At 46.6% G+C, this 21,584-nt stretch carries 20 protein-coding genes and 3 tRNA genes; 2 read left to right on the forward strand and 21 right to left on the reverse strand.

The window, feature by feature from the left end:
• Positions 1-11 precede the first annotated feature (11 nt).
• On the reverse strand, positions 12-1,427 hold the full coding sequence (hydG, locus tag OCV77_RS13050; protein WP_262575448.1) for a [FeFe] hydrogenase H-cluster radical SAM maturase HydG: 1,416 nt from the start codon (positions 1,425-1,427) through the stop codon (positions 12-14).
• Positions 1,428-1,446: 19 nt separating this feature from the next.
• Positions 1,447-1,995, reverse strand: coding sequence for a 2-C-methyl-D-erythritol 2,4-cyclodiphosphate synthase (gene ispF, locus OCV77_RS13055; protein ID WP_118798669.1), 549 nt, complete (start codon positions 1,993-1,995; stop codon positions 1,447-1,449).
• Between the two features lie 69 nt (positions 1,996-2,064).
• Here ispF and OCV77_RS13060 point away from each other — a divergent pair, with 69 nt between their 5' ends.
• A complete protein-coding gene (locus tag OCV77_RS13060) occupies positions 2,065-2,712 on the forward strand; it encodes a gamma-glutamyl-gamma-aminobutyrate hydrolase family protein (protein ID WP_262575450.1) in 648 nt (215 codons plus the stop codon).
• A 9-nt stretch (positions 2,713-2,721) separates the two neighbouring features.
• On the opposite strand, the gene OCV77_RS13065 is transcribed toward OCV77_RS13060, so the two are convergent.
• The 5 genes from OCV77_RS13065 to OCV77_RS13085 form a co-directional block, all read right to left on the reverse strand.
• The gene (locus OCV77_RS13065) at positions 2,722-3,126 is read right to left on the reverse strand and encodes a DUF1284 domain-containing protein (RefSeq protein ID WP_262575452.1); all 405 of its coding nucleotides are present in this window, start codon (positions 3,124-3,126) and stop codon (positions 2,722-2,724) included.
• A 5-nt stretch (positions 3,127-3,131) separates the two neighbouring features.
• A complete protein-coding gene (locus OCV77_RS13070; RefSeq protein ID WP_262575453.1) occupies positions 3,132-3,689 on the reverse strand; it encodes a biotin transporter BioY in 558 nt (185 codons plus the stop codon).
• A 130-nt stretch (positions 3,690-3,819) separates the two neighbouring features.
• Positions 3,820-5,658: an ABC-F family ATP-binding cassette domain-containing protein gene (locus OCV77_RS13075; protein ID WP_262575454.1), complete on the reverse strand. Its 1,839-nt coding sequence runs from the start codon at positions 5,656-5,658 to the stop codon at positions 3,820-3,822.
• 3 nt (positions 5,659-5,661) lie between these two features.
• On the reverse strand, positions 5,662-6,183 hold the full coding sequence (locus OCV77_RS13080; protein ID WP_262575455.1) for a CarD family transcriptional regulator: 522 nt from the start codon (positions 6,181-6,183) through the stop codon (positions 5,662-5,664).
• A gap of 191 nt (positions 6,184-6,374) precedes the next feature.
• Entirely contained in the window at positions 6,375-7,733 is a 1,359-nt protein-coding gene (locus OCV77_RS13085; protein ID WP_118798663.1) for an NCS2 family permease, read from the reverse strand.
• Positions 7,734-8,405: 672 nt separating this feature from the next.
• Here OCV77_RS13085 and OCV77_RS13090 point away from each other — a divergent pair.
• Entirely contained in the window at positions 8,406-9,638 is a 1,233-nt protein-coding gene (locus tag OCV77_RS13090) for an SGNH/GDSL hydrolase family protein (RefSeq protein ID WP_262575456.1), read from the forward strand.
• 72 nt (positions 9,639-9,710) lie between these two features.
• Here the strand turns inward: OCV77_RS13090 and OCV77_RS13095 are convergent, their stop codons facing one another.
• The 14 genes from OCV77_RS13095 to OCV77_RS13160 form a co-directional block, all read right to left on the reverse strand.
• Positions 9,711-9,938, reverse strand: coding sequence for a hypothetical protein (locus OCV77_RS13095; protein ID WP_262575457.1), 228 nt, complete (start codon positions 9,936-9,938; stop codon positions 9,711-9,713).
• Positions 9,922-10,161: a purine biosynthesis protein PurH gene (locus OCV77_RS13100; RefSeq protein WP_262575458.1), complete on the reverse strand. Its 240-nt coding sequence runs from the start codon at positions 10,159-10,161 to the stop codon at positions 9,922-9,924. Before OCV77_RS13100 ends, OCV77_RS13095 begins: the two co-directional genes overlap by 17 nt.
• 174 nt (positions 10,162-10,335) lie before the next feature.
• Positions 10,336-10,409 (reverse strand) — tRNA-Met (locus OCV77_RS13105).
• A 29-nt stretch (positions 10,410-10,438) separates the two neighbouring features.
• A tRNA-Val gene (locus OCV77_RS13110) sits at positions 10,439-10,511 on the reverse strand.
• Between the two features lie 209 nt (positions 10,512-10,720).
• Positions 10,721-13,525: a glycoside hydrolase family 3 protein gene (locus OCV77_RS13115; protein WP_262575460.1), complete on the reverse strand. Its 2,805-nt coding sequence runs from the start codon at positions 13,523-13,525 to the stop codon at positions 10,721-10,723.
• A 23-nt stretch (positions 13,526-13,548) separates the two neighbouring features.
• Positions 13,549-14,340, reverse strand: coding sequence for a prolipoprotein diacylglyceryl transferase (locus OCV77_RS13120; protein WP_262575461.1), 792 nt, complete (start codon positions 14,338-14,340; stop codon positions 13,549-13,551).
• A 69-nt stretch (positions 14,341-14,409) separates the two neighbouring features.
• Positions 14,410-15,255, reverse strand: coding sequence for a polysaccharide deacetylase family protein (locus OCV77_RS13125; RefSeq protein WP_262575463.1), 846 nt, complete (start codon positions 15,253-15,255; stop codon positions 14,410-14,412).
• Positions 15,256-15,270: 15 nt separating this feature from the next.
• Positions 15,271-15,762, reverse strand: coding sequence for a deoxycytidylate deaminase (locus tag OCV77_RS13130; protein WP_118798654.1), 492 nt, complete (start codon positions 15,760-15,762; stop codon positions 15,271-15,273).
• A 33-nt stretch (positions 15,763-15,795) separates the two neighbouring features.
• Entirely contained in the window at positions 15,796-16,764 is a 969-nt protein-coding gene (locus OCV77_RS13135; protein ID WP_331488879.1) for an MraY family glycosyltransferase, read from the reverse strand.
• Between the two features lie 47 nt (positions 16,765-16,811).
• Positions 16,812-17,399, reverse strand: coding sequence for a ribonuclease H family protein (locus tag OCV77_RS13140; RefSeq protein ID WP_262575464.1), 588 nt, complete (start codon positions 17,397-17,399; stop codon positions 16,812-16,814).
• Positions 17,400-17,640: 241 nt separating this feature from the next.
• Complete coding sequence (locus tag OCV77_RS13145; protein WP_262575465.1) at positions 17,641-18,432, reverse strand: hypothetical protein; 792 nt, start codon at positions 18,430-18,432, stop codon at positions 17,641-17,643.
• A 160-nt stretch (positions 18,433-18,592) separates the two neighbouring features.
• Positions 18,593-18,676, reverse strand: a tRNA-Leu gene (locus OCV77_RS13150).
• An 89-nt stretch (positions 18,677-18,765) separates the two neighbouring features.
• Positions 18,766-19,869 (reverse strand): DUF2974 domain-containing protein, encoded by a 1,104-nt coding sequence (locus OCV77_RS13155; RefSeq protein ID WP_262575466.1) that lies wholly within the window; start codon positions 19,867-19,869, stop codon positions 18,766-18,768.
• Positions 19,870-19,921: 52 nt separating this feature from the next.
• Positions 19,922-21,574 carry a bifunctional diguanylate cyclase/phosphodiesterase gene (locus OCV77_RS13160; protein WP_262575467.1) on the reverse strand — a complete coding sequence of 551 codons (1,653 nt, stop codon included), beginning with the start codon at positions 21,572-21,574 and terminating at the stop codon, positions 19,922-19,924.
• Positions 21,575-21,584 lie beyond the last annotated feature (10 nt).

A 21,584-nucleotide genomic window follows, 5' to 3' on the forward strand; every position in this document is an offset into this window, starting at 1 on the left:
GTCTGTTCCGGTCAGAAGCGGAAATCTCTTTCTCCCTGCCCGATCTTCACCAGATATTCCTCTGTTATTTTCCGTACCTGTTCCTTCGGAATATTTAAAAGCTCCTCTTTGATCATCCTCTCACCGATCGCCCTTGTCTCTGCACTGGCATAATCCTCCAGGAATTCCTTCAGTGTGATCAGGGCATTGGGATGACAGCAGTTCTGGATCTGCCCGCTCTTACACAGGCTCATAAAACGATCACCTGTCCTTCCTGCCCGGTAGCAGGCTGTACAGAAGGACGGGATATGCTTTGTCTCCATCAGCCAGCGGACTACCTCATCCAGTGTACGCTGATCGGATACATCAAACTGCTCTGTATCAGTAGGACGGAGCTCTTCTGTATAACCGCCAACACTTGTCCTTGAACCACCACTGATCTGGGATACCCCAAGGTCGATCACCTTCGCCCTGACCTGCTGGCTCTCCCTCGTGGAAATGATCATGCCAGTGTAGGGTACGCTGATCCGGATCAGGGCACAGAGCTTCGCAAAGATCTCATCACTGATACCATTGTCAAAGGTATCCGGGTCGATATCATCTGCCCGTTTGATCCTCGGTACACTGATCGTATGCGGTCCTACGCCATGCACTGCCTCCAGATGCTCAGCATGCATCAGAAGTCCTGCAAATTCGTAGCGGTACAGCTCAAGTCCGAACAATACGCCAAGTCCCACATCATCAATGCCACCCTCCATGGCTCTGTCCATAGCTTCCGTATGGTAGGCATAATCGTGCTTCGGCCCCGTGGGATGTAACTGTTCATAGCTTTCTTTATGGTAGGTTTCCTGAAAAAGGATATAGGTTCCGATTCCTGCTTCCTTTAATTTCCGGTAATTCTCCACAGTTGTCGCCGCAATGTTGACATTTACACGGCGGATCGCCCCGTTTTTATGCTGGATGGAATAGATCGTTTTGATACTTTCCAGCACGTATTCGATAGGATTGTTTACCGGATCCTCTCCAGTCTCAATAGCCAATCTCTTATGTCCCATATCCTGCAGGGCAATCACTTCCTGACGGATCTCCTCCTGAGTCAGTTTTTTTCTCGGAATATGTCCGTTCTGATGATGGTACGGACAGTAAACACATCCATTCACACAATAGTTTGAGAGATACAGCGGAGCAAACAATACGATCCTGTTTCCATAGAATTTCTTTTTAATCTCTCTGGCAAGTGCTTCCATCTCGTCAAGCACCTCCGGATCTTCACAGGCAAGCAGAACCGATGCCTCTCTGTGGGAAAGTCCCTTACATTCTCTGGCCTTGTCAAGGATCTGACGGATCATTTCCTTATTGTTTCTGTTCTCATCTGCAAAAGCAAGTGTGTCCTCGATTTCCTCGTGGCAGATAAACTCCTCTGCCTTCATGGATTTACTGTTGTACATCTTATGTCATCCTTCTTTCTTACTGTCTTCCGATACATCCACTGCAGCCAGCACATCCTCTCTGCTCCTGCATCACATCAATCGCTCCCACAGAAAGTGGGCTTGTCAGCAGACAGATAGCCTGGGACGAGATCCCTTCTCCACTGCCGGTAAAGCCAAGACCTTCCTCTGTGGTCGCCTTTACATTGACCTGATCTATGGAAATCTGCAGGGTATCTGCAATATTCTTTCGCATGGTATCAATATAAGGGCGCATCTTCGGTGCCTGCGCAATGATCGTAGCATCAATATTTTCTATAAAAAAGGCATTCTCCTGCAGCAGCTCTCCCACATGGGAAAGAAGCTTTAACGAGGAAATACCTTTATAAGCCGGGTCACTGTCCGGGAAATGCTTGCCAATGTCTCCAAGGGCTGCTGCTCCAAGCAGGGCATCCATAATGGCATGCAGAAGCACATCCGCATCCGAATGGCCAAGAAGTCCCTTTTCATAAGGAATCGTAACACCTCCGATGATCAGGTCTCTTCCCTCTGTTAATTTATGAACATCATATCCCATTCCAATTCTCATATCTTTCTTTCCTTCCTCATATATTCTACTACAGCATAACAGAAATATCACTTTTTTGGGAGAGCTCCATTGAAAAAAATTCTCGTTGCCGGAGAAACCGGAAAAACCTTTAATTATGAAAACGTCCTCCGAAGGCTCGGTGCCTCCTGTACCACCTCTCTTCATGTTCCGGAAATCTCATCCTATGATGCCCTTCTCCTTCCCGGCGGCGGTGACATTGATCCAGTCCTGTTTGGTCAGCTTAACTGCGGTTCCCGTTTTTTTGATCCGGTTCTTGACAGACTGCAGCTGTCTGTCCTGAAAGCCTTTGTATCTGAAAAAAAGCCGGTTCTTGGTATTTGCAGGGGAATGCAGCTCATCAATATTTTCTTCGGTGGTGACATCCATCAGGATCTGCCATCTGCTGACCGCCATCAGTACACGAATGGAGATCAGTACCATGAGACCTTTGCCCTGCCTGGCACTGTCCTCTACCGGCTTTACGGGGAGCGGTTTGTGGTAAACAGCGCGCATCATCAGGGCGTGGATCTGAAGGCTCCCTCTCTGTCCTATATCCAGTACTGCGACGATGGTGTAGTGGAGGGACTGTGCCACCACTATCTCCCTATCGTTGGTGTGCAGTGGCACCCGGAGCGGCTTTCTGATAAAGAAAAAAGCGAAGCCGTAAACGGTTCGCTTCTTCTCGACGCATTTCTGCATCATTATAAATTTGTATAAAAGGGGAATTTATACCGATCTGTAACAAATCCTGCGCCACTGACAATTCCCACAGATTTTCTCTCCGATTCCCTGCTCCAGGATCTGCTCTGCCACCTGTCTATAGAAAGTGAGGAAGGGCTGTTTCTCATTTTCCTCAAGGCCGCAGCTTTCCAGTACTCCTGTGTCATAATCGTAAACCTTCTGTGCCGCATCGCAGACCCCCTCTTTATTATGGGGACAGGCACAGCATATATCGTCCGTTTCCCTTACAAGCGTGATCATCGGGTTCTGCTCTGTCAGAATTTCCTTCATCTTTGCCATGTGTGCTGTAAATTCGCTGCTGTAGCCCTTTCCCTCAAAAAAGGAAAGACACATGCCATGATGGGGACGCAGTCTGAATTCTTTCTTTTCTGTAATATCCGTAAAATCCATAAAAATCAGTTCAGCTTCAGGATTACGGAAAACCGCTTACTCAGGACAAGTGCAAGTGCAATCTTGATCAGATCCGGGATGATAAAGGGGATCACACACCAGGAAAGAACTGCTGCCAGTCCAACCGGTCCAGAATTTTTCGTATATACTGCCATGAACCATACGGTTCCAATCGCGTAGCATACGATCAGTCCAAGTACCATAGATAAGCCAAGCACCCAGGTCTTCTTACCAAGGAGTGCTTCCATGCCCCACATCAGAAGTGCGGAAAACAGGAATCCGATAATATAACCACCGGTACTGCCAAGCAGGGTGCCAAAGCCCCCTGAAAATCCTGCAAATACAGGAATCCCTACTGCACCAAGCAGAATATAGATCAGTACGGAAAGACTTCCTCTCTTGCCGCCGAGAACACCTACTGCCAGAAATACGGCAAAGGTCTGCAGGGTAAAGGGAACTGTCGTTGGAATGGATATCCAGGAGCAGATTGCGATCAGAACCGCAAATACTGCTATGTATACCATGTCATAAGTTTTACTTCTTGTTGCTGTCTGTGTTGTCATTTGAAAATCCAGCCTTTCTGTAGTATGTTCCTTCAGGAACCTTAGACAGAATAACATGGCAGGTTTTTATTGTCAACCTTATTTTATCGCATGGTTAACAATTTGTTTTTCTGTTGCAGCTATCCCTCTATTATTGCTCTGCAATTCTCTCAGCTAATTCCTCCAGATATTCCCATCGTTCCATTTTTTCTTCCAGAAGCTTCTCTGTCTCTTCCTTCTCCTTCGTCAGCTCATTCAGCTTCACAAAATCAGTCGCCGCCTTCAGGATCCCGGCCTCCAAAGTTTCTATTTTCTCTTCCAGTGCAGCAATATCATCTTCTATGGTTTCATATTCCCTCTGCTCCTTATAACTGAATTTCAGCTTTGCAGACGGCAGCTTCCAGGCTTTTCCCGATTCTGTTTTTACTTTACCTGCACTGCCAGTATTTTCACTGTTTCCTGTCTGTTCTGAAAATTCTCCCCTTTCCATCTGAACCCGGTCACGGTAATCCGTATAACCGCCCTCATACTGCCTGATATTTCCACCTTCCTCAAAGGCGAATATCCTCCTTGCACAGCGGTCCAGGAAATATCTGTCATGGGACACCATGATCACGATTCCAGGGAAGCTGTCCAGATAATCCTCCAGGATCGTCAGTGTTTCAATATCAAGGTCATTGGTCGGTTCGTCCAGGATCAGGACATTCGGTGAATCCATCAGTACCCGGAGCAGGTTCAGTCTGCGTTTTTCTCCCCCGGAAAGCTTCTTCAGAAGTCCGTACTGTGCTTCTCCCTCAAACAGGAACCTCTCCAGCATTTTAGCTGCAGAAACCGGTCCTTCCTCAGTCTGTACAAATTCCGCCACATCTCTGATATAATCGATCACACGCTGCTCTGATGGCATTTCCTTCTCTGTCAGCTCCTGATCATAGCAGCCGATCTTCACTGTCTGTCCGATCACAATACTGCCCTCATCCGGCTCAACCCGCCCGGTGATCAGCTTTACAAGTGTTGTCTTGCCACACCCGTTCCTGCCAACGAAGCCAACTCTGTCACCCTTTAAAAAGATATAGGAAAAATCCCGGATCAGCACTTTATCCCCGTATGCCTTGGAAAGATGGCTGATCTCCACAGTGGTTCTGCCAAGTCTTGTGGCACTGCTGCCAATATCTATCTGGCTGCCTGCTGACAGTGCCTCCCTGTTTTTCAGCTCCTCATAACGCTGCAGTCTCGCCTTTTGCTTGGTGCTTCTTGCCCTGGCACCACGCTTCACCCATTCCAGCTCTTTACGCAGAATGGTTTTCCGCTTTCTCTCTCCTGCTGCCAGTGCTTCTTCCCGCTCCGCTTTTCGTTCCAGATATCCGGAATAATTCTCATCATAGGAATAAATACTGCCTCTGTCGATCTCTATGATCCTTGTAGCCACACTGTCCAGGAAATATCTGTCATGGGTCACCATGATCAGTGCTCCCGGCAGCTTTTTCAGCTCTTCCTCCAGCCATTCCGCCATGTCATTGTCCAGGTGGTTCGTAGGCTCGTCCAGGATCAGCAGATCCGGCCTTGTCAGAAGAGCTGCCACAAGTGCCAGCTTCTTACGCTGTCCTCCGGAAAGGATCCCACACTTTGCCGTGAAATCTGTTACACCAAGCCTTGTCAGCATCCGCTTTGCCTCTGTCTCCAGCTCCTGGTCTGTATGCCCTGATCTGCTGCTCTCCCGGCATTTCTGCAAGACTGCCTCTATAACAGTCTGTTCTTCCGGAAATAAAGGATGCTGCGGCAAAAAACTGATCACCAGATGCGAGGCTCTGGTGATCGTTCCACTGTCTGACTCCTCCAGTCCTGCGATCATTTTCAGCAGCGTGGATTTTCCCGTTCCGTTGATCCCGATGATGCCGACCTTTTCTCCTTCCTCCAGATACAAGGAAGCATCCCTCAAAATTGTCTTTTCTCCAAACGATCTGCTGATTTTAGAGGCTGTCAGTATATTCATAAATTATCCTTCTGTCTTTTCCTGTATTTCCGCAATGGTTTTGGCAATGATCTGTTTCATTTCCTGCTTTTCCCTGCCAATGGCAAAAGCAAGCTCTGAATACAGGCTGTCCTCTGCCAGTTTGAAATATCTCTCATCTGTAGAGGTGCTTTTCTTTCCCTGCGCTCTGCGGATCTGCTTTCTACTATACAGGTTTTTGATGATTCCGACAAGCTCTGTCGGATTGCAGCTCTGGATAGCCGCCTTATACTCCTGTTCCCGCTGCTTGTCGTTAGTACTCCATTTCTTTTCTGTTTCCGGTATTTTGCGGATGATCTCCCAAGCTTCTTCTTTGCTCAGCGCTTTCCGAAGGCTCCTGCTCTCCGCATCAACCGGCACATACACTTTCGCGCTTTGGCAGTCCTTCGGGATCAGCAGATAATATAATCTGTTTCTGTCCGTCCCTGGCATATCCAGGTGCATGATATCTTCCACTCTGCAGACACCATTGTTAAATTTGATCACATAATCTCCGATCTGATACAAAATAATCACATCCTTTCCAATTTTTCCGTCATTTCTTACGTTTATACTATTAGTGTACCACTTTTCAGTGAAAAATTTCAAAGGACATTTTATAGTAAAAAAAGCACAGAAATCCCACTTTGACAGGAATTTCTGCCTTATCCCTCTCCTGTCTGCCTGGGCTTTCTGTGCTTATTATACAGGTACTCCTTTTACAGGAAGATGTACTTCAGAATAAACAGTACTGCCAGTACCCACATAAGCGGGGTGATCTTCTTTGCCTTGCCTGCAGCTGCATGAAGAACTACATAGGAGATAACGCCAAATGCGATACCTTCTGAAATAGAATACATAAAAGGCATAGCAAAGATACAGATAAATGCGGGAATTGCTTCCAGCATATCATTCCATGCAATCTTTGCTACCTGCTGCATCATAAAGAAACCAACAACGACAAGTGCCGGTGCTGTTGCAAAGGAAGGAATTGCAAGAAAAATAGGTGAGAAGAACAGTGCCAGCAGGAACAGTGCTCCTGATACAATAGAAGTAAGTCCGGTACGTCCGCCTTCTGCAATACCTGATGAAGATTCTACAAAGGTTGTAATTGTAGATGTACCAAAGCATGCCCCTACAGTAGTACCTACAGCATCTGCCATCAGAGCGCCTTTGATTCCGGGAAGCTTGCCATCCTTATCCAGCATATCAGCCTTAGTCGCACATCCGATCAGTGTTCCAAGGGTATCGAAGATATCTACGAACAGGAATGCAAATACAACCACCAGGAAGTTCAGTGATCCGATCACAGAGAAATCCATCTTGAACAGTGTCGGTGCAAGGGAAGCCGGTGCAGATACGATGCCACTGGGGATCAGGCTGTAGAAGCCTGCATCCGGTGCTGGTACATATAATCCGGTAAGCTGGCAGATAATTCCCAGTACCCATGTGATCAGAATACCAAGGAGAATATTTCCCTTTACATTCTTGATAACAAGGAATGAAGTGATCAGAATGCCAAGCAGTGCCAGTACGACAGTAATTCCTTCAGAATTAAAGGTTCCTGCCTGAATAGATCCCTTAAAGGAAAACAGTCCAACCAGGGTAGAACCGTCTACTACGATGTGTGCATTCTGCAGTCCGATGAAGGTGATGAATAATCCAATACCAACGGAAACTGCTACCTTAAGACCTCCTGGAATTGCATTGAAAATTGCCTCTCTGACATTGGTCAGAGAAAGCAGGATGAAAACAATACCTTCAACAAATACGGCTGTCAGGGCAACCTCCCAGCTGTATCCCATTCCCAGCACAACTGTGTAGGCAAAATAGGCATTCAGTCCCATTCCTGCAGAAAGTACGAAAGGCAGGTTGGCAAACAGTGCCATACAGATTGATGCAAGCGCAGATGCTAATGCGGTTGCTGTAAAAACTGCGCCTGTGTCCATACCGGCTGCTCCCAGAATACTGGGGTTAACGGCAAGGATATAGGCCATTGTCATGAAAGTCGTGATACCGGCAATAAACTCTGTCCTTACGTCAGTTCCACGCTCTTTCAGCTTGAAAAATTTGTCCATTTCTATCTCTCCTTCTCATTTTGTTAACAGACAAAACCAGTGTATCATATATTTCATATCTGTGGGATTCTTTTTTCCTTTTTCAGTTATTTTTCCTTCTTTTCCTGCCTGTCAGTCCTGGTTTTTCTCCCCTTCTCATAGTTTTTCCCTGCCTGCGGGGCATGATTGCCTCTTTCCACTCTCCCATGCCCCGCTCCGCTCTGCTTTCCCTCTTTTCCTCTTCACTTTTCCCTGCCCGCGGGGCATGTTTGCTCCTTTTCTCACTCCCATGCCCCGCTCGGCTCTATTTTCCTTCTTTTCCTCTTCACTTTTCCCTGCCCGCGGGGCATGATTGCCTCTTTTCTCACTCTCATGCCCCGCTCCGCTCTGCTTTCCCTCTTTTCCTCTTCACTTTTCCCTGCCCGCGGGGCATGATTGCTCCTTTTCACTCTCCCATGCCCCGCTCCGCTCTGTTTTCCTTCTTTTCCTCTTCATTTTTCCCTGCCCGCGGGGCATGATGGCTCCTTTTCACTCTCCCATGCCCCGCTCGGCTCTGCTTTCTCAGATTGCTTCCTCAGTGATTCTTGTCAGGAATCCTGCTCCGCTGTATAATACCTGTATTATATGGGTTATCAAACCTTTCGGAAAATCACCCTGTTAGAGATTACATACCCGTCTTGGAAAGGAACACAGATGAATACAACAAATACAGCTATAGATAAAAGAAGTATCGCAGCTCCAGACAACAAAAGCAACGCAGATTCAACATACAAAACAGAGGCTGGCAGGCACTGGTGTGCCATTTATGGAAATGCCATGTCCATCACTGACCACAGGGTAGAAACCTACAGCAAAGATCTCACACTGCGCTATCCTGTCAAAGTTCCTTTTGCAGGAAGTGCCCTTCGATTTACCTTTGATAATTTCTGTGGCACAGAATCTATTACGATTTCTGCTGCTTTCGTGGCCATGACCGGAAACACTCCCGAATCCATAATAAAAGAAACTTCGAGGCAGATTACCTTTGACGGTAATGTCTCCATTACTATTCCCGCCGGGAAGCGTATCCTCAGTGATCCTCTTCCTTTTCCTGTCAGCCAGGGTGATTCCGTCTCTGTCAGCTTTTATCTGAAAGAATTTACCCTGATGCGTTCAGGTGTCATTGCAACCGGGCCTTTTTCCAAAGGCTTTTATTCCGTTCACAACCACTCAACTGCTGAGGTTCTTCCTCTGAATGAAACAAGAAAGACAAACTGCTTTTATTTTTTAAGTGACATCAGCCTCTATACAGACAGCTGCAATCATGCAGTTATCTGCTATGGTGATTCCATTACCTCACAGGACTGGCCAGATTACATGCTGGCAGAATGCCTGAAGGTACCTGATAACCATACTGCCATTATCCGAAAAGCCGCCAGCGGCACCAGGATCCTGCGTCAGTATGACAATATCACTTATGAATCCTATGGACTGATGGGAAAGGTCCGTTTCCCTCACGAGCTTCCTGTTGCCGGTGCCGATACGATCATCATCCAGCAGGGAATCAACGACATCATTCACCCGGTAGGCACAGACGTGAATCCCTTCCGTCCCATGAGCGATCTGCCAACCATTGATGAACTGACCGAAGGACTTATCTGGTACATTCAGGAAGCCTGTAAGCTGGGTTATCACATTTTCATGGGTACTCTGCTTCCCATTGAGGGCTGGCGTACCTATGCTCCCTTCCGGGAAACATTAAAAAATCAGGTCAATGACTTCATCCGAAGCACAGACCTGATCGATACCTGTATTGATTTTGACAAAGAAGTACGTGATCCTGCTCACCCTACCGCTTTCCGTGCAGGGTATGACAGTGGCGATCATCTGCACCCCAGTGCGGCCGCTTATGAAGCCATGGGAAGACTGGCATTCAGAAGCCTGTAATCAACAACCCCCACACCACAGCCAAAGCCTGCTGTAAATAAAAATCAGCAGGCTTCTTTCTTTTTTTTTCTTTCACTCTCTGGCTCTTTTACCGGCCATTAGTTTCTTCATATACTCCTTCTTCAGTTCATTCTCGCTCTTTAAATTCTCAATTTCTTTCTGAAGAGACTGCACGTATTCTCTGGCAAGCTTCACACCTCCCCGGACTGCAATATCCTCATGCTGCTCCATCTCATCCAGCCACTGCATCAGGGACTTTTCCCTAATATCCTGATACTCACTCTTATCTGGAAAATACATTCATACCACATCCTTCCCTGCCCGGCACTTCCTTACCGCTCACATAGCGGGCATTGAACTCCATATTGATCTCCCTCAGCTCCTTTTGACCGTCAATATATTCCTGATACATCTCTGCAAGACCTGACATACAGCCATCGCAGTTAGCTGATATGTTTCCAAGTGACCTGGCAACAATCGTCTCACGTTCTTCCCTAGTGGTTTCCGAAATCAAATACCCCATAATAGTTCCTCTCTCTTTTTATGATATCCGTATTCTCACCGATCAGCTATAACAACTCCAGTATGATTCTCACTTTTGTTTACAGCATGATTTCATGATGTCGGGGTCAAAAGCCCCGACTTTGATAGAAAAAAAGAAATGCTGTCTTCTTCAGCATTTCCCATTTTCTCGTAGTAGCGAGAGGGGGATTTGAACCCTCGACACCACGGGTATGAACCGTGTGCTCTAGCCAACTGAGCTATCTCGCCATATTCAGTTTATTCTCTTTTCAGAGAAGTGGGACCTACAGGGCTCGAACCTGTGACCCTCTGCTTGTAAGGCAGATGCTCTCCCAGCTGAGCTAAGATCCCGTCCACTGCTTGTTTACCCAAGCCACTTTGCTAATATACCATGTTCAAAGTGGCTTGTCAACACATTTTTCAATTTTTATTATCTGAATTTTTCCTTTTAATCAAAAAGTTCTGAAAAATTCAAAAATCCAGCATCTGCCATGAAGCAGCTGTCGCAAAATATCCAATATCACGTATCTCACACAGCATTGACTGCTCTTTCCCTGTCTTTAGTCGTTACTGTTTACATAAGCCTCGATAACATCATTCTTTCTCTCCAGTTCCCTGTCGAATCGGAAGGTGATCTTCTGTACCTCCAGACCATTCTGTGCAAAGTAAAGACGAAGTACAGCGTATTTATTATGGAATACTGCCTTTCTCTTTATCGTCTTCCACTCTCCGCCAGTTCCATTAAAGGAAAAGACTGCCATCGGTACGCTCTGATAGATCAGTGTCGCCGGAAGCTGCGCAAGCTCTGATAAGTCTGACTTTGCTGTTACTTCCACACGATACCCGCCAAGTTTCTGCAGATCCAGTGCAAAAACGAAGTCCTTATCCTTGCCGGTATCCACTCCATCCAGAGAAATACTGATCTCATCTTCGACTTTATAATAAGTAACCTCTACATCTGAAGTGATCTCCTGATCTGTTTCTCCGATCACCTCCACACTGGTCTGTATGCCCTCCATTCTTTCAAGAGCATGGGTATTCATCAGGAATCCGCAGATATTTGCTGCATTTCTCTGCAGCTCTCCCCTTGTCAGTGTTCCTGCCTCCAGGGATGAAAGGGTATTATCATCACTGTCATTGATTGAAGCATCTGTACAGACCATATAAAGATCGTTCTGCGCCTTTGCCATTGCCGCAAAGTTGTTGATCCTTGGCTCTTCTCCTTCGTCATTGATCTTGGCCCACCAGTCGGTCATCACGATCCCCTGAAAGCCCCACTCTCCTCGCAGGATCGTAGTATTCAGGTCATAGCTTCCGGCTGTCCAAAGTCCGTTTACGCTTCCATAGGTCGTCATAATGGAATCTGCCCCGGCTTCCCTGACTGCCATTTCAAAGCCCTTCAGATAAATCTCACGGAGTGCTCTTTCCGAAATAACAGAATCAACCGTAGATCTTCCTGTCTCCTGATTGTTGGCACAGAAATGTTTGGCAGTTCCTGTCACTCCTGCACTCTTTAAGCCACGGATCATGGCTGCTGCCATCTTTCCCGTAACAAAAGGATCCTCCGAAAAATACTCAAAGTTTCTTCCATTCAGCGGGTGTCTGTGGATATTCATACCAGGTCCCAGAAGAGCATCTATTTTGTTCTTCACCATCTCAATTCCGGTAAAGGAATACAGCTTCTCCACCAGTGCTGTATTGAAGGTGCTGGCAAGCAGTGTACCGTTGGGGAGGCTGAATGCCTTCATGCCGCTGTCAAGCCGCATACCGGAGGGGCCGTCAGAGCAGCAGCCGCAGGGGATGCCAAAATGTGCAAGTTCCTCGGATACACCGCCAAAGGCTGCTGCCGTTCCAGGTGTTACCTTGGGGCTTCCCATACCCTCTCCGCGGATGATACAGCTTAAGTCATCATCATTAAACTGTGCCACAAAGGCATCCATGGATACCCTTCCTTCCTTTACATCGATCAGACGGTATCCCTGATCTCCGGTAAATGGAAGTTCTTCCGGCAGCAGCTCTTTTCTCTTCTCTGCCGGATTCTTTTTTCTGAGCGGAGCAGCCTCCATTACCTTATGTACAGCTCCGTCTTTTTCTCTTATAAAACGCATCCTCTCAAAGGGTGTCACCGGAGCCAGTGCCTGTGACAGGGAAGCAAGACATACCGTTTCCTCAAGAGTAAAGCTGCCTGCCACCTCGGTCTCCCTGACATTCCTTCCGATATGGAACAGATACTCCCCCTTTTCCAGAATATAGGAGGACACAAAGCCGCTTGCCCCTGTTTCATCATAGGAAGCAAAGCTCTCATAGGGAATAGCTATCCTCATCTGCTCTTTAAGCCCCGGCTTTAATTCCCTGGTCTTGGCAAAGCCAGCCAGCACCTTTTCCGGCTTGGAAAGTGCTCCCTCAGGAGCTGTCACATAAACCTGTACTACCTCTTTTCCGGGCACAGTCCCGATATTCTGAACGGTAAAGGTAATCTCCGCATCCTTTTCCCCTGCGCTGAAGCTGACGTCCCCGATCCTGAAATCTGTATAGGAAAGACCAAAGCCAAAGGGATAACGGACCCTTTCCTTCGCTGCTGTTTCAAAGTAACGGTAGCCTACATAAATATCCTCCTCATAAAGATCCCTGTCCCTGTTGCCAAAATTGGCATCAGAAGGATAATCCGTGATCTTATAAGCAATGGTATCTGTCAGCCTGCCGCTCGGACAGGTCTTACCAAGCAGTACATCTGCGGTTCCATATCCACCGACCATACCGCCCTGCCATGCGTAAAGAAGTGCCTGCGGATGATATTCCTCTACGAAATCCATATCCATGATATTTCCGGTATTCAGTACAAGGATCAGCCTTTCAAAATGCTTTCTGACCTTGGAAAGCATATCTTTTTCCTTCTCTGTCAGCAGATAAGAGCCCTCCTGGTTTTTATTGTCCTGATCCTCTCCGGCTGTTCTTCCAATGATCACAAGAGCCGCATCGTTTCTGGCTGCCGCCTCACTGACAAGCTCCTCTGGAAGCTCCATTTCCACCTGGCACCATGGCTCATTTCCCCAGCCGACACCAGCGTCAAAGGGATGCTCCTTTACCCATGCCTCATAGGCAGAAAGAACCTGGGGATCAAGTATCACCTGCCCTGATTCCTTCAGGGCATCCAGGATACCAGTCACCTTACTTACATTCACCATGCCTCCCGAACCGGTCCCGCTTTTATAATAATGGAACTGCATTCTGCCAAACATGGCAAGTCTTGTACCTTCCTGCAAAGGCAGTGTATGCTCCTCATTGATCAGAAGAACCTGTCCTTCCGCAACCGCCTGCCTAGCTGTTTCTTCATATGCTTTATGATCCAGAACCATTTTTTTCATGCTCTTCTCCTCATCTGATTATTTTATTCCGTATCGGTCTTTCCATCTGCCCCTGTCTGACCTGCAGCTTCCACCAGTGCCCGCCTTTTATTACACATCAGCAGGATTCCTGCTGCCACAATAAACAGGGATATAAACTGGGAAGTGGAAAGTCCTCCCACTGCTCCTCTTTCATCATTCCTGAGAAACTCTATCAGAAAACGCCCTACTCCATAAAGCAGCATATACAAAAAGCCTGTATCTCCCTTTCTTTTCCGCCTGGGATAAGTCGCAAGGAGAATCGCCATGATCAGGAAATTTCCTGCAGAGGAAATAAGCTGCGTCGGCAGAAGCCTTATCCCGGCAGGAGCAAGCGCACCTTCCGGAAATATCACACCGATCGGCAGATCCGTTTCTCTTCCGTAGCAGCAACCTGCCAGAAAACATCCGATACGGCCAAAGCCCTGTGCCATAGCGATCGAAGGTGCAGCCAGGTCAAAATAATCCAGAAAAATCAGCTTCTTCTTTTTACAATAAAGAATCGCTGCCACCACACCTGCAATAATACCGCCATATACCACAAAGCCCTCTGAGCCTAGTAGTGCCAGCGGATTCTTAAGGAACTGCTTCCACTCCACGATCAGAAACAGCAGCTTGGCACCAAGAAAGCCGCCAATCAGCCCCCAGATCGCAATATCTACGATCGCATCCTCGATAAGTCCGTACTTCTTTGCCCTCTTCATTGCCATAAAGACACAGCAGAGAACACCTATTCCAATCATCAGTCCATATCCATGTACCGTAAATGGTCCGATGGAAAATAAATCAACCTTCATTTTCTAATCCTTTCCTGTAAGTCCGAAACGGGCTTCTATTCTTTCCGGAGTGCTTCCCTTTATACCCTGTCAGCTTGGCAGCTCCAGCTTTTCATTGCCATGAATACAGTACTTCCTTCCATTCATAGCCACATAAAGCGGTGTGGCATTTGGATTCATCAGGATCTTTCCATCCGTAGAGCGCTTCAGCTCCCTGTATGCCTTCACATAATCCAGAATTTCAATATTGGTGGCACACCAGATATCCTCCTTGTACTGTGCCATATATTTCAGGAAGCTCTCCATCAGCTCCCAGTTATTTTTCTGTGCAAATTCATAGCTGTGTCCCCAAAGATAAAAAACAAAGGGACCATCCTTCTCTTCCCTGCAGAATTTCTCTGCAAGCGCCATCAGCCTTTCATCCTCATGATGACAGGTGGGATGCCATGCAAGAAAGTCCTCTGGCAGAGAAAAATCCCCGGTGCTTTCTACGGTTCTGGCATATTCAATGCCACAGGCATCCAGTATCTCCTCGATCTGGCTGTTGTATGCCCCGTATGGATAGGCAAACCCACGGATCAGTTCCCCGGTAAGCTGTTCCAGATTATAGCGGTCCTTCAATACCTCTGTTGCAGCCATATTCTTTGGCAGTCCTGTCAGGGACGCGTGACTGTAGGCATGGGATGCGATCTCATGTCCCTGATAAAGACAACGCACCTCTTCTGCTTCCACCCTGGAAAAATCAGTTTCAATCCCGTTTACAGTCTCCATCCCCCCTTTGCCAAGAAGACCATAATTCAGGTTAAAGGTTCCCTTCATCCCATATTCGTTTAACAGCGCTGCCAGCCTTCTGTCATGTATAGTTCCATCATCATAGCTGAAAGTCAGCGCTTTTCTTTTTCCCTCCGGAAAAAGCATGCTGATCTCATAATCCATTTTCCTTCTCCTTCATCAATAGCCCATGATGCCCTCTAATGACTCATCATTGTCAATCCAGTCCTGCACCAGGATCTCCCTGTAATGATCCCTGTCATCCCGGACATATACCTTAACGATCCCGGCATTGATGATCATACGCTTACACATGGAACAGCTGTTGGAATTGGCAATATATTCTCCTGTCTGTGCATCGGTTCCCGCAAGATAAATACTGCTTCCAATCATCTTATCCCTGGAAGCACTGATGATCGCATTGGCCTCCGCATGGACACTCCTGCACAGCTCATAACGCTCTCCCCTTGGGATATTAAGCTGCTGCCTGATACAGGTTCCAAGGTCAGAACAGTTTTTCCTGCCCCTTGGCGCTCCCACATAACCGGTAGAAATTACTTCATCATTATTAACGATTACTGCCCCATAGTTTCTTCGAAGACAGGTACCCCTGTGCGATACACTTTCTGCCAGATCCAGATAATAATTTACCTTATCTCTTCTCTCCTTCATATCCCTTCTCCTTCCGTAAATCCCCCTGTTTCCTTACTTTCTCATCAGCAGAAGATAAACTGTTGCTGCTGAAACAACAATCTGTATGATAGCAAAACGGAATACGGTCTGCGTATTGGACCATCCCATCACCTTGCGCACATGATCATGAAGCGGTGTTCTTGTATGCTTCAGAATTCCGATCTTCAGAAAACGCAGCAGTGCCACCTTTACCAGTCCAAGTCCCCCATCCAGGATCAGCACGATCGCTGCCGGAATATAAAGAAAGGGGGATCCCGTTTTTAAAATAGCAATACTGATGAAAATACCCATTGCCCGTGAACCTGCATCTCCCATCAGGAGGCGGCTCGGTGTGGCATTGTACCACAGATATCCGAGGATACAGATGCCAAATAGCAGGATCAGGTACTGCAAATCACTTCCCTTCCCAAGAATCCCATTGATCACATAAATGGTAGTCAGGGTGACCAGTACCAGTGTACCTGAAAGACCATCCACACCATCTGCACAGTTTGTCACATTGATCGATGTCCATACCAGTATCACTGTCAGCACCGCAAAAACTACCGGTGGCACCGTCACGGTAATACCCATTGTTGCCAGTGTAAAGCTGCTTTCATTATGGTTCAGATAGGTCACTGCCAGTATGATCGCGATGATCAGGTCAAGCAGACCCTTTTTATATTCATTCCAGGGATGCTCGGCTGCATCATCCATATAACCGGTCAGCATTTCTCCTGCGATCAGCATCAGATAGATCATGGTCTCCACCGAAACCGGTGCAAAGAGAATCGCTGCTGCGATAAACACCAGCACAAAAATAATGCCTGCTCCTCTTGGCTTTCCTGCTGACAGGCTTCCATCATGGGCAAATGCCCGGCCTGCATCCTTTGGTAAAAAGCTGCTTAGCTTTGTAAGCAGCATACATGTCAGTGCAAATGCAAGTAAAAGCCCGACTGCTGCTACCATCGGACTGTCCTGTACTAAAAATTTCTGAATCACTTCTATCTCCTCCCGGCTGCCTTGCTGTTTTTTTCTTCTGTTCTCTTTCAGATCCCCAGTGCTTCCTTTGCCAGCTGGTCAGCCATTTCATTATAAGTATCCCCAGAATGTCCGGCAACTTTCACAAATTGGATATCAACCTGTCTGCTGGCCTCATCATAGAAAGACTTGTAGGCTCTGGTTCCCTCTTTGTTCGTCTTCCACAGTCCAAGACACCACTTAGCAATTCCCTCATAATCATGGTAAATGGCAATCTTTCTGATCCCATGCTCCATGGCATAACGCATGGCCGCCTCTGCCCCCTTGATCTCACCGGCAACATTGTGCATGGCTGCCAGCTCTTTATCATCATATTTCTTATGGAAGGTCTGTATCCCTTCTTTTAATAATACGACCATTCCGTAAGAAAATTCCCCGGTTCCTGCATGAAAGCTGCCATCCACATAAATCCGCAGTCTGTCCTCTTCCACCTCTTCCTTCTGGACTCCCTGCAGAAAGGTCTGTGCTTCCTCAAGCGTACCAAAGCTCTTGTACTCCGGTCCCGAAAAGCCATGGACACTTGCCCTGCATTCATCCCAGGTTCTGAAAATACCGGTTTTTCTTCCTTTTCTTACTGCATAAAATTTTGCTGCCATATGCCGACCACAGCCTTGCAAAGGCTTCCTTTCATTCTCTGCCGGAACCCTTTCCGGGCTTTGTGCGGTACTTCTAAAATACCATTTTCCAATATAAATTTCAACATACCGAATACAAAAAAGGATGCCCGTAAAAAAGGATGCCCCCGTTTTCCGGGTGCATCCCTTCTGATCCTCATACTATATCACTTTCCATATTCTGAAGCGAAAGAAAAGTCCTCTGTCATCTTCTTAACGTCCCTTAGAAGAATGAGTTCAGGATATTTCCGGCACTGTACACATTGCTGTAGGTACCGTTTGCTGTATAGGTATTGGACCTAGTACTCTCCTTAGCTGCTGTATAGTCGATCATGGAAGCCTGAGCAGATACCTTATATCCATAGGCACCGGTCGTTCCAAACAGATTCTTCACCGTACCCATATCAGACTTCTTAAAGGCTTCCTCATCAAGAGAAAGGCTGCTGTCGCTGTTCACGGTAATTCCAACCCTCGAAAGAAGCTTCGCATTGGCGCTGGTGACAGCTGCAAGCGTATCTGCCTTACTCTGCAGATTTTTGGAAGAAGCTGCTGATGTTTTACTGAGCAGATCATTATAATCTGTCACGAAACCGGATACAGCCTTATAAATCGCATCGGTATCATATTCTTCTGAAATAGTTGTTTTTCCTGTCTCATCTGTTGTTTTTACGTTCTTTTTCTGAAAAACAGATTTACTTCCCTTCACCAGCAGACTGTCTGCTGATTCCTTCATCGTATCAGCCGCCTTCTCAATCTCTGAAAGCGTCTTTGCGGAATCGGCTGCTGTAGAAATGGATTTTTTCTTTGTCTCTGTGTCCTTTCCTGTGGAAGCAGCCTTATCTGCAGCATCCTTCGCATAATAAGCCTTCATCAGCTTCCCGTAACTGCCATTCTTAATGCTGGCATAATCGGAAAGGAAATTTAAATTACCAAGACTGTTTCCCCTGCTTGTCGTCATACTCTGGAACAGATAGGAATAGTCCTGCCTTGCATTTACATTAATTCTGATCCCCATATTCTCACTCCCTTGACCTTCACAGGTACCTCCGTGTACCCGCTGATAACTTCACTTCATGTTACTTTTATAATAGCACTGTTTCCTGCTGATTACAAGTAACCTTCCCTATAAAACTCGTAAAACAAAAAACCTCAGTACATCGACTGAGGTTTTCACGTGCAGGAAAAGAGACTTGAACTCTCATGGTATTGCTACCACACGGACCTGAACCGTGCGCGTCTGCCAATTCCGCCATTCCTGCGAACAAATGTTATTATATCTGCTTTCCTTTCATTCGTCAACAGGTTTTTTGAATTTTTTTAAAATTTTAAATATTTGCGATAATTTCCACTATTTATCGTTGTTCCTTTGTGTCATGAAATTCTCCAGTGTGATCTCCACCAGTGACTTCATGATCCGCTGAATTGCCTTCCGGGTAGGTTCATCTACCTCCCTTGCTGCTTCCAGTACATTCTGCACAGACTTCCGTATATCAGCACCGAACTCAAATACATTGGAAGCCTCCGACGCAGACACTACCTCATAGAGCGTATCAATGAACACATGCTTTTCTTCATCTGTCAGTGACAGGATCCATTCATTCATGGCCGCATCCCTGATGAGCTTGCCGCTGCTCATATTTCTGGCACGCACAAAGGATCTGTCCTCAACCTTCCAGCTGTATGCATTGTGCTGCAGCATACCGATCCCACGACTCTCCACCACCTCATAGCTGCTGTGATCCTCCAGGATCATACCTACAATCGAAGATCTCGGTATAAATTTGGAAACCCTGTCTGCAATCTGCTCGTAGTGTCCCTCTGCACGGATTTCCGGCCGGAATCCCGGGCCATCATTATTATAAACATGAAGAAGCTTTCCTCTTGCCCTTTCCGAGCAGTTCATAGCCGCATAAACTGCCAGATTTCCTCCCTTGGAATGACCTCCGGCATAAAAGGAACCGGCAATCCATGAGGATACCTTATCCATATAGGCAACACTTAAATGCTGGCTGGACAGCGGCTTTGAAAAAGCAAGATTCAGATCTTCCTTCCAGCCAATGATTGTAGCATCCGTTCCTCTGTAGGCGATATAGGTTTCTTTATTCTCGAGTATATAGGTGATCGCCGAGAACTGCGTTTCATCATCCACATTGATCACGTTGACATAATAATTCATTTTCAGCGTCCCGAATCGTCTGGAATCCGCTGCCGCCTCAAAAAGCTCTTTATTATACTGCTTATACCAGTAATCATCCAGGAGATGATCCCTGTCTGGATGGTGATAAATATCCTGGATACTTATCAGCTGATTCCTCTCCTCCAGTCCCGGTACAAAACGTCCGAAATTCATATACACCATCTGGCACAGCACAAGAGAATCCACTTCATTTAATGGTTCCTGTAAAAAGCTGATATCTCCATGCTCCCGAACATAATCGATGATGTTTCCCATTCCTGTTTCCTTTCCTGTATTCTGTTATGCTTCCCATCTTAAAGCCCCATGCTCATGCTTCATGCCCGGCAGATCTTCTTAACATATTCTGAAAATCCCCTGCCGGGACGGGCCTGCTGAAATAATAACCCTGCAATATATCTGCCTGTTCTTCCACTGCCACATCATAAATGCCTTCTGTCTCCACGCCTTCCATGCAGACCTTCAGTCCGAGAGAATGTGCCAGCAGGATAATATGCTTGATGATATTCCTGTCTACATTATTTTTTTCACACTCTGCCACAAAGCACTGCTCTATCTTCAGGCAGTCTACTGAAATATCCTGTAAAATATCAAGAGAGGCATAACCTGTTCCGAAATCGTCCAGTGCTACCAGTACCCTATGTTCGCGCAGCTTATTCATGGTACGCATCAATACCGGAAGATCATGTGCCTTGCAGCTTTCCGTCAGCTCCATCATCAGTCTTTCCGGCGGGAACTGATACTCCTTCAGGATTCCCAGTACATATTCAGCAAAATCATCATCCTTCAGCTGTTTGTAGGATACATTTACATTAACGATCAGGCTGTCAGAAAAATCCATAACCTGGCTGATCGCCGTTCTTACAGCATATGCTCCTACTTCCTTCATCATACCTGTTTCTTCCAGGATCGGAATAAATTTGGCTGGTCCAATTCCTGGAAATCTGCCATTTTTCCACCGGAGCAGTGCCTCACATTCCACGATCTGCATGGATTTCGGCTCTACGATCGGCTGATAATACAGCTCAAACCCTTCAAAATCATTTCTGACACAGCGTTTCAGCTCTTCGATCAGACGCAGATGCTCCAAATACTGCTCCCGGATCTCCCTGGTAAAGACAGCTAACTGCCCCTTCCCCTGTCTCTTGGCACGTTCAAAAGCATACTGTGCATTTTTTCTCAGTATATCCGGCTTTTCCGCCTGATCCGGATACTTACATACACCGGCTGACAGCTGAAGCGATACCTTAATATCATTGGACAGTGAGATATCCATTGCCTCATCCGTCATCCTCGCATAAATATCCTTCATATCCTGCAGCGTACCATATGGATAATGAACTGCAAACTGATCACCTTCAAGCCGGTACAATGTCGCTGACTGTGGAATGCATTTGCTTATCCGCAAGGCAAAATTCTTGATGATCTCGTCACCACCGCTATAGGTATACAGGTCATTGATTCTTTTAAAGTCATCAATGCCTACGATCATCAGACAGCCCGAAGCATTTTCATTTTCAAAGGTATCTGCGATGTCCTTTACTGCCACATAAATGTTAGGCACATGGGTCAGCTCATCAGTTGTATCATCGACCCTTTCCAGAATCCCCATACAACAGACAGGGCTGATTTCTGTGTCCCTGTTCATAACACCATGGCTGCGTACCCTGACATATTCTCCATTCCGTTTTCTGACCCTGTATTCCAGCAGCATATAATCTGTTTTGCCAGTCCGTATACGCTCCATTTCTTCATCGAAATGAGCCAGATCCTCCGGATGGATAAAGCTCCTCCACATCCTGGCAAATCCATCCACATATTCCCCGGGCAGTTCAAAATCATTTACTGCCTTGGGCGACCATCTGACCCTTCCCGATATATTCTGCATAAAATAGTAGTCTTCCCTGAGCTTGCAGACTGATTCAAAAAAAATATTTTCCAACCCCTCATTATTGTACTTCACATGCTTCCCT

The organism is Suilimivivens aceti (genome assembly GCF_025567405.1).
Taxonomy (GTDB): domain Bacteria; phylum Bacillota; class Clostridia; order Lachnospirales; family Lachnospiraceae; genus Suilimivivens; species Suilimivivens aceti.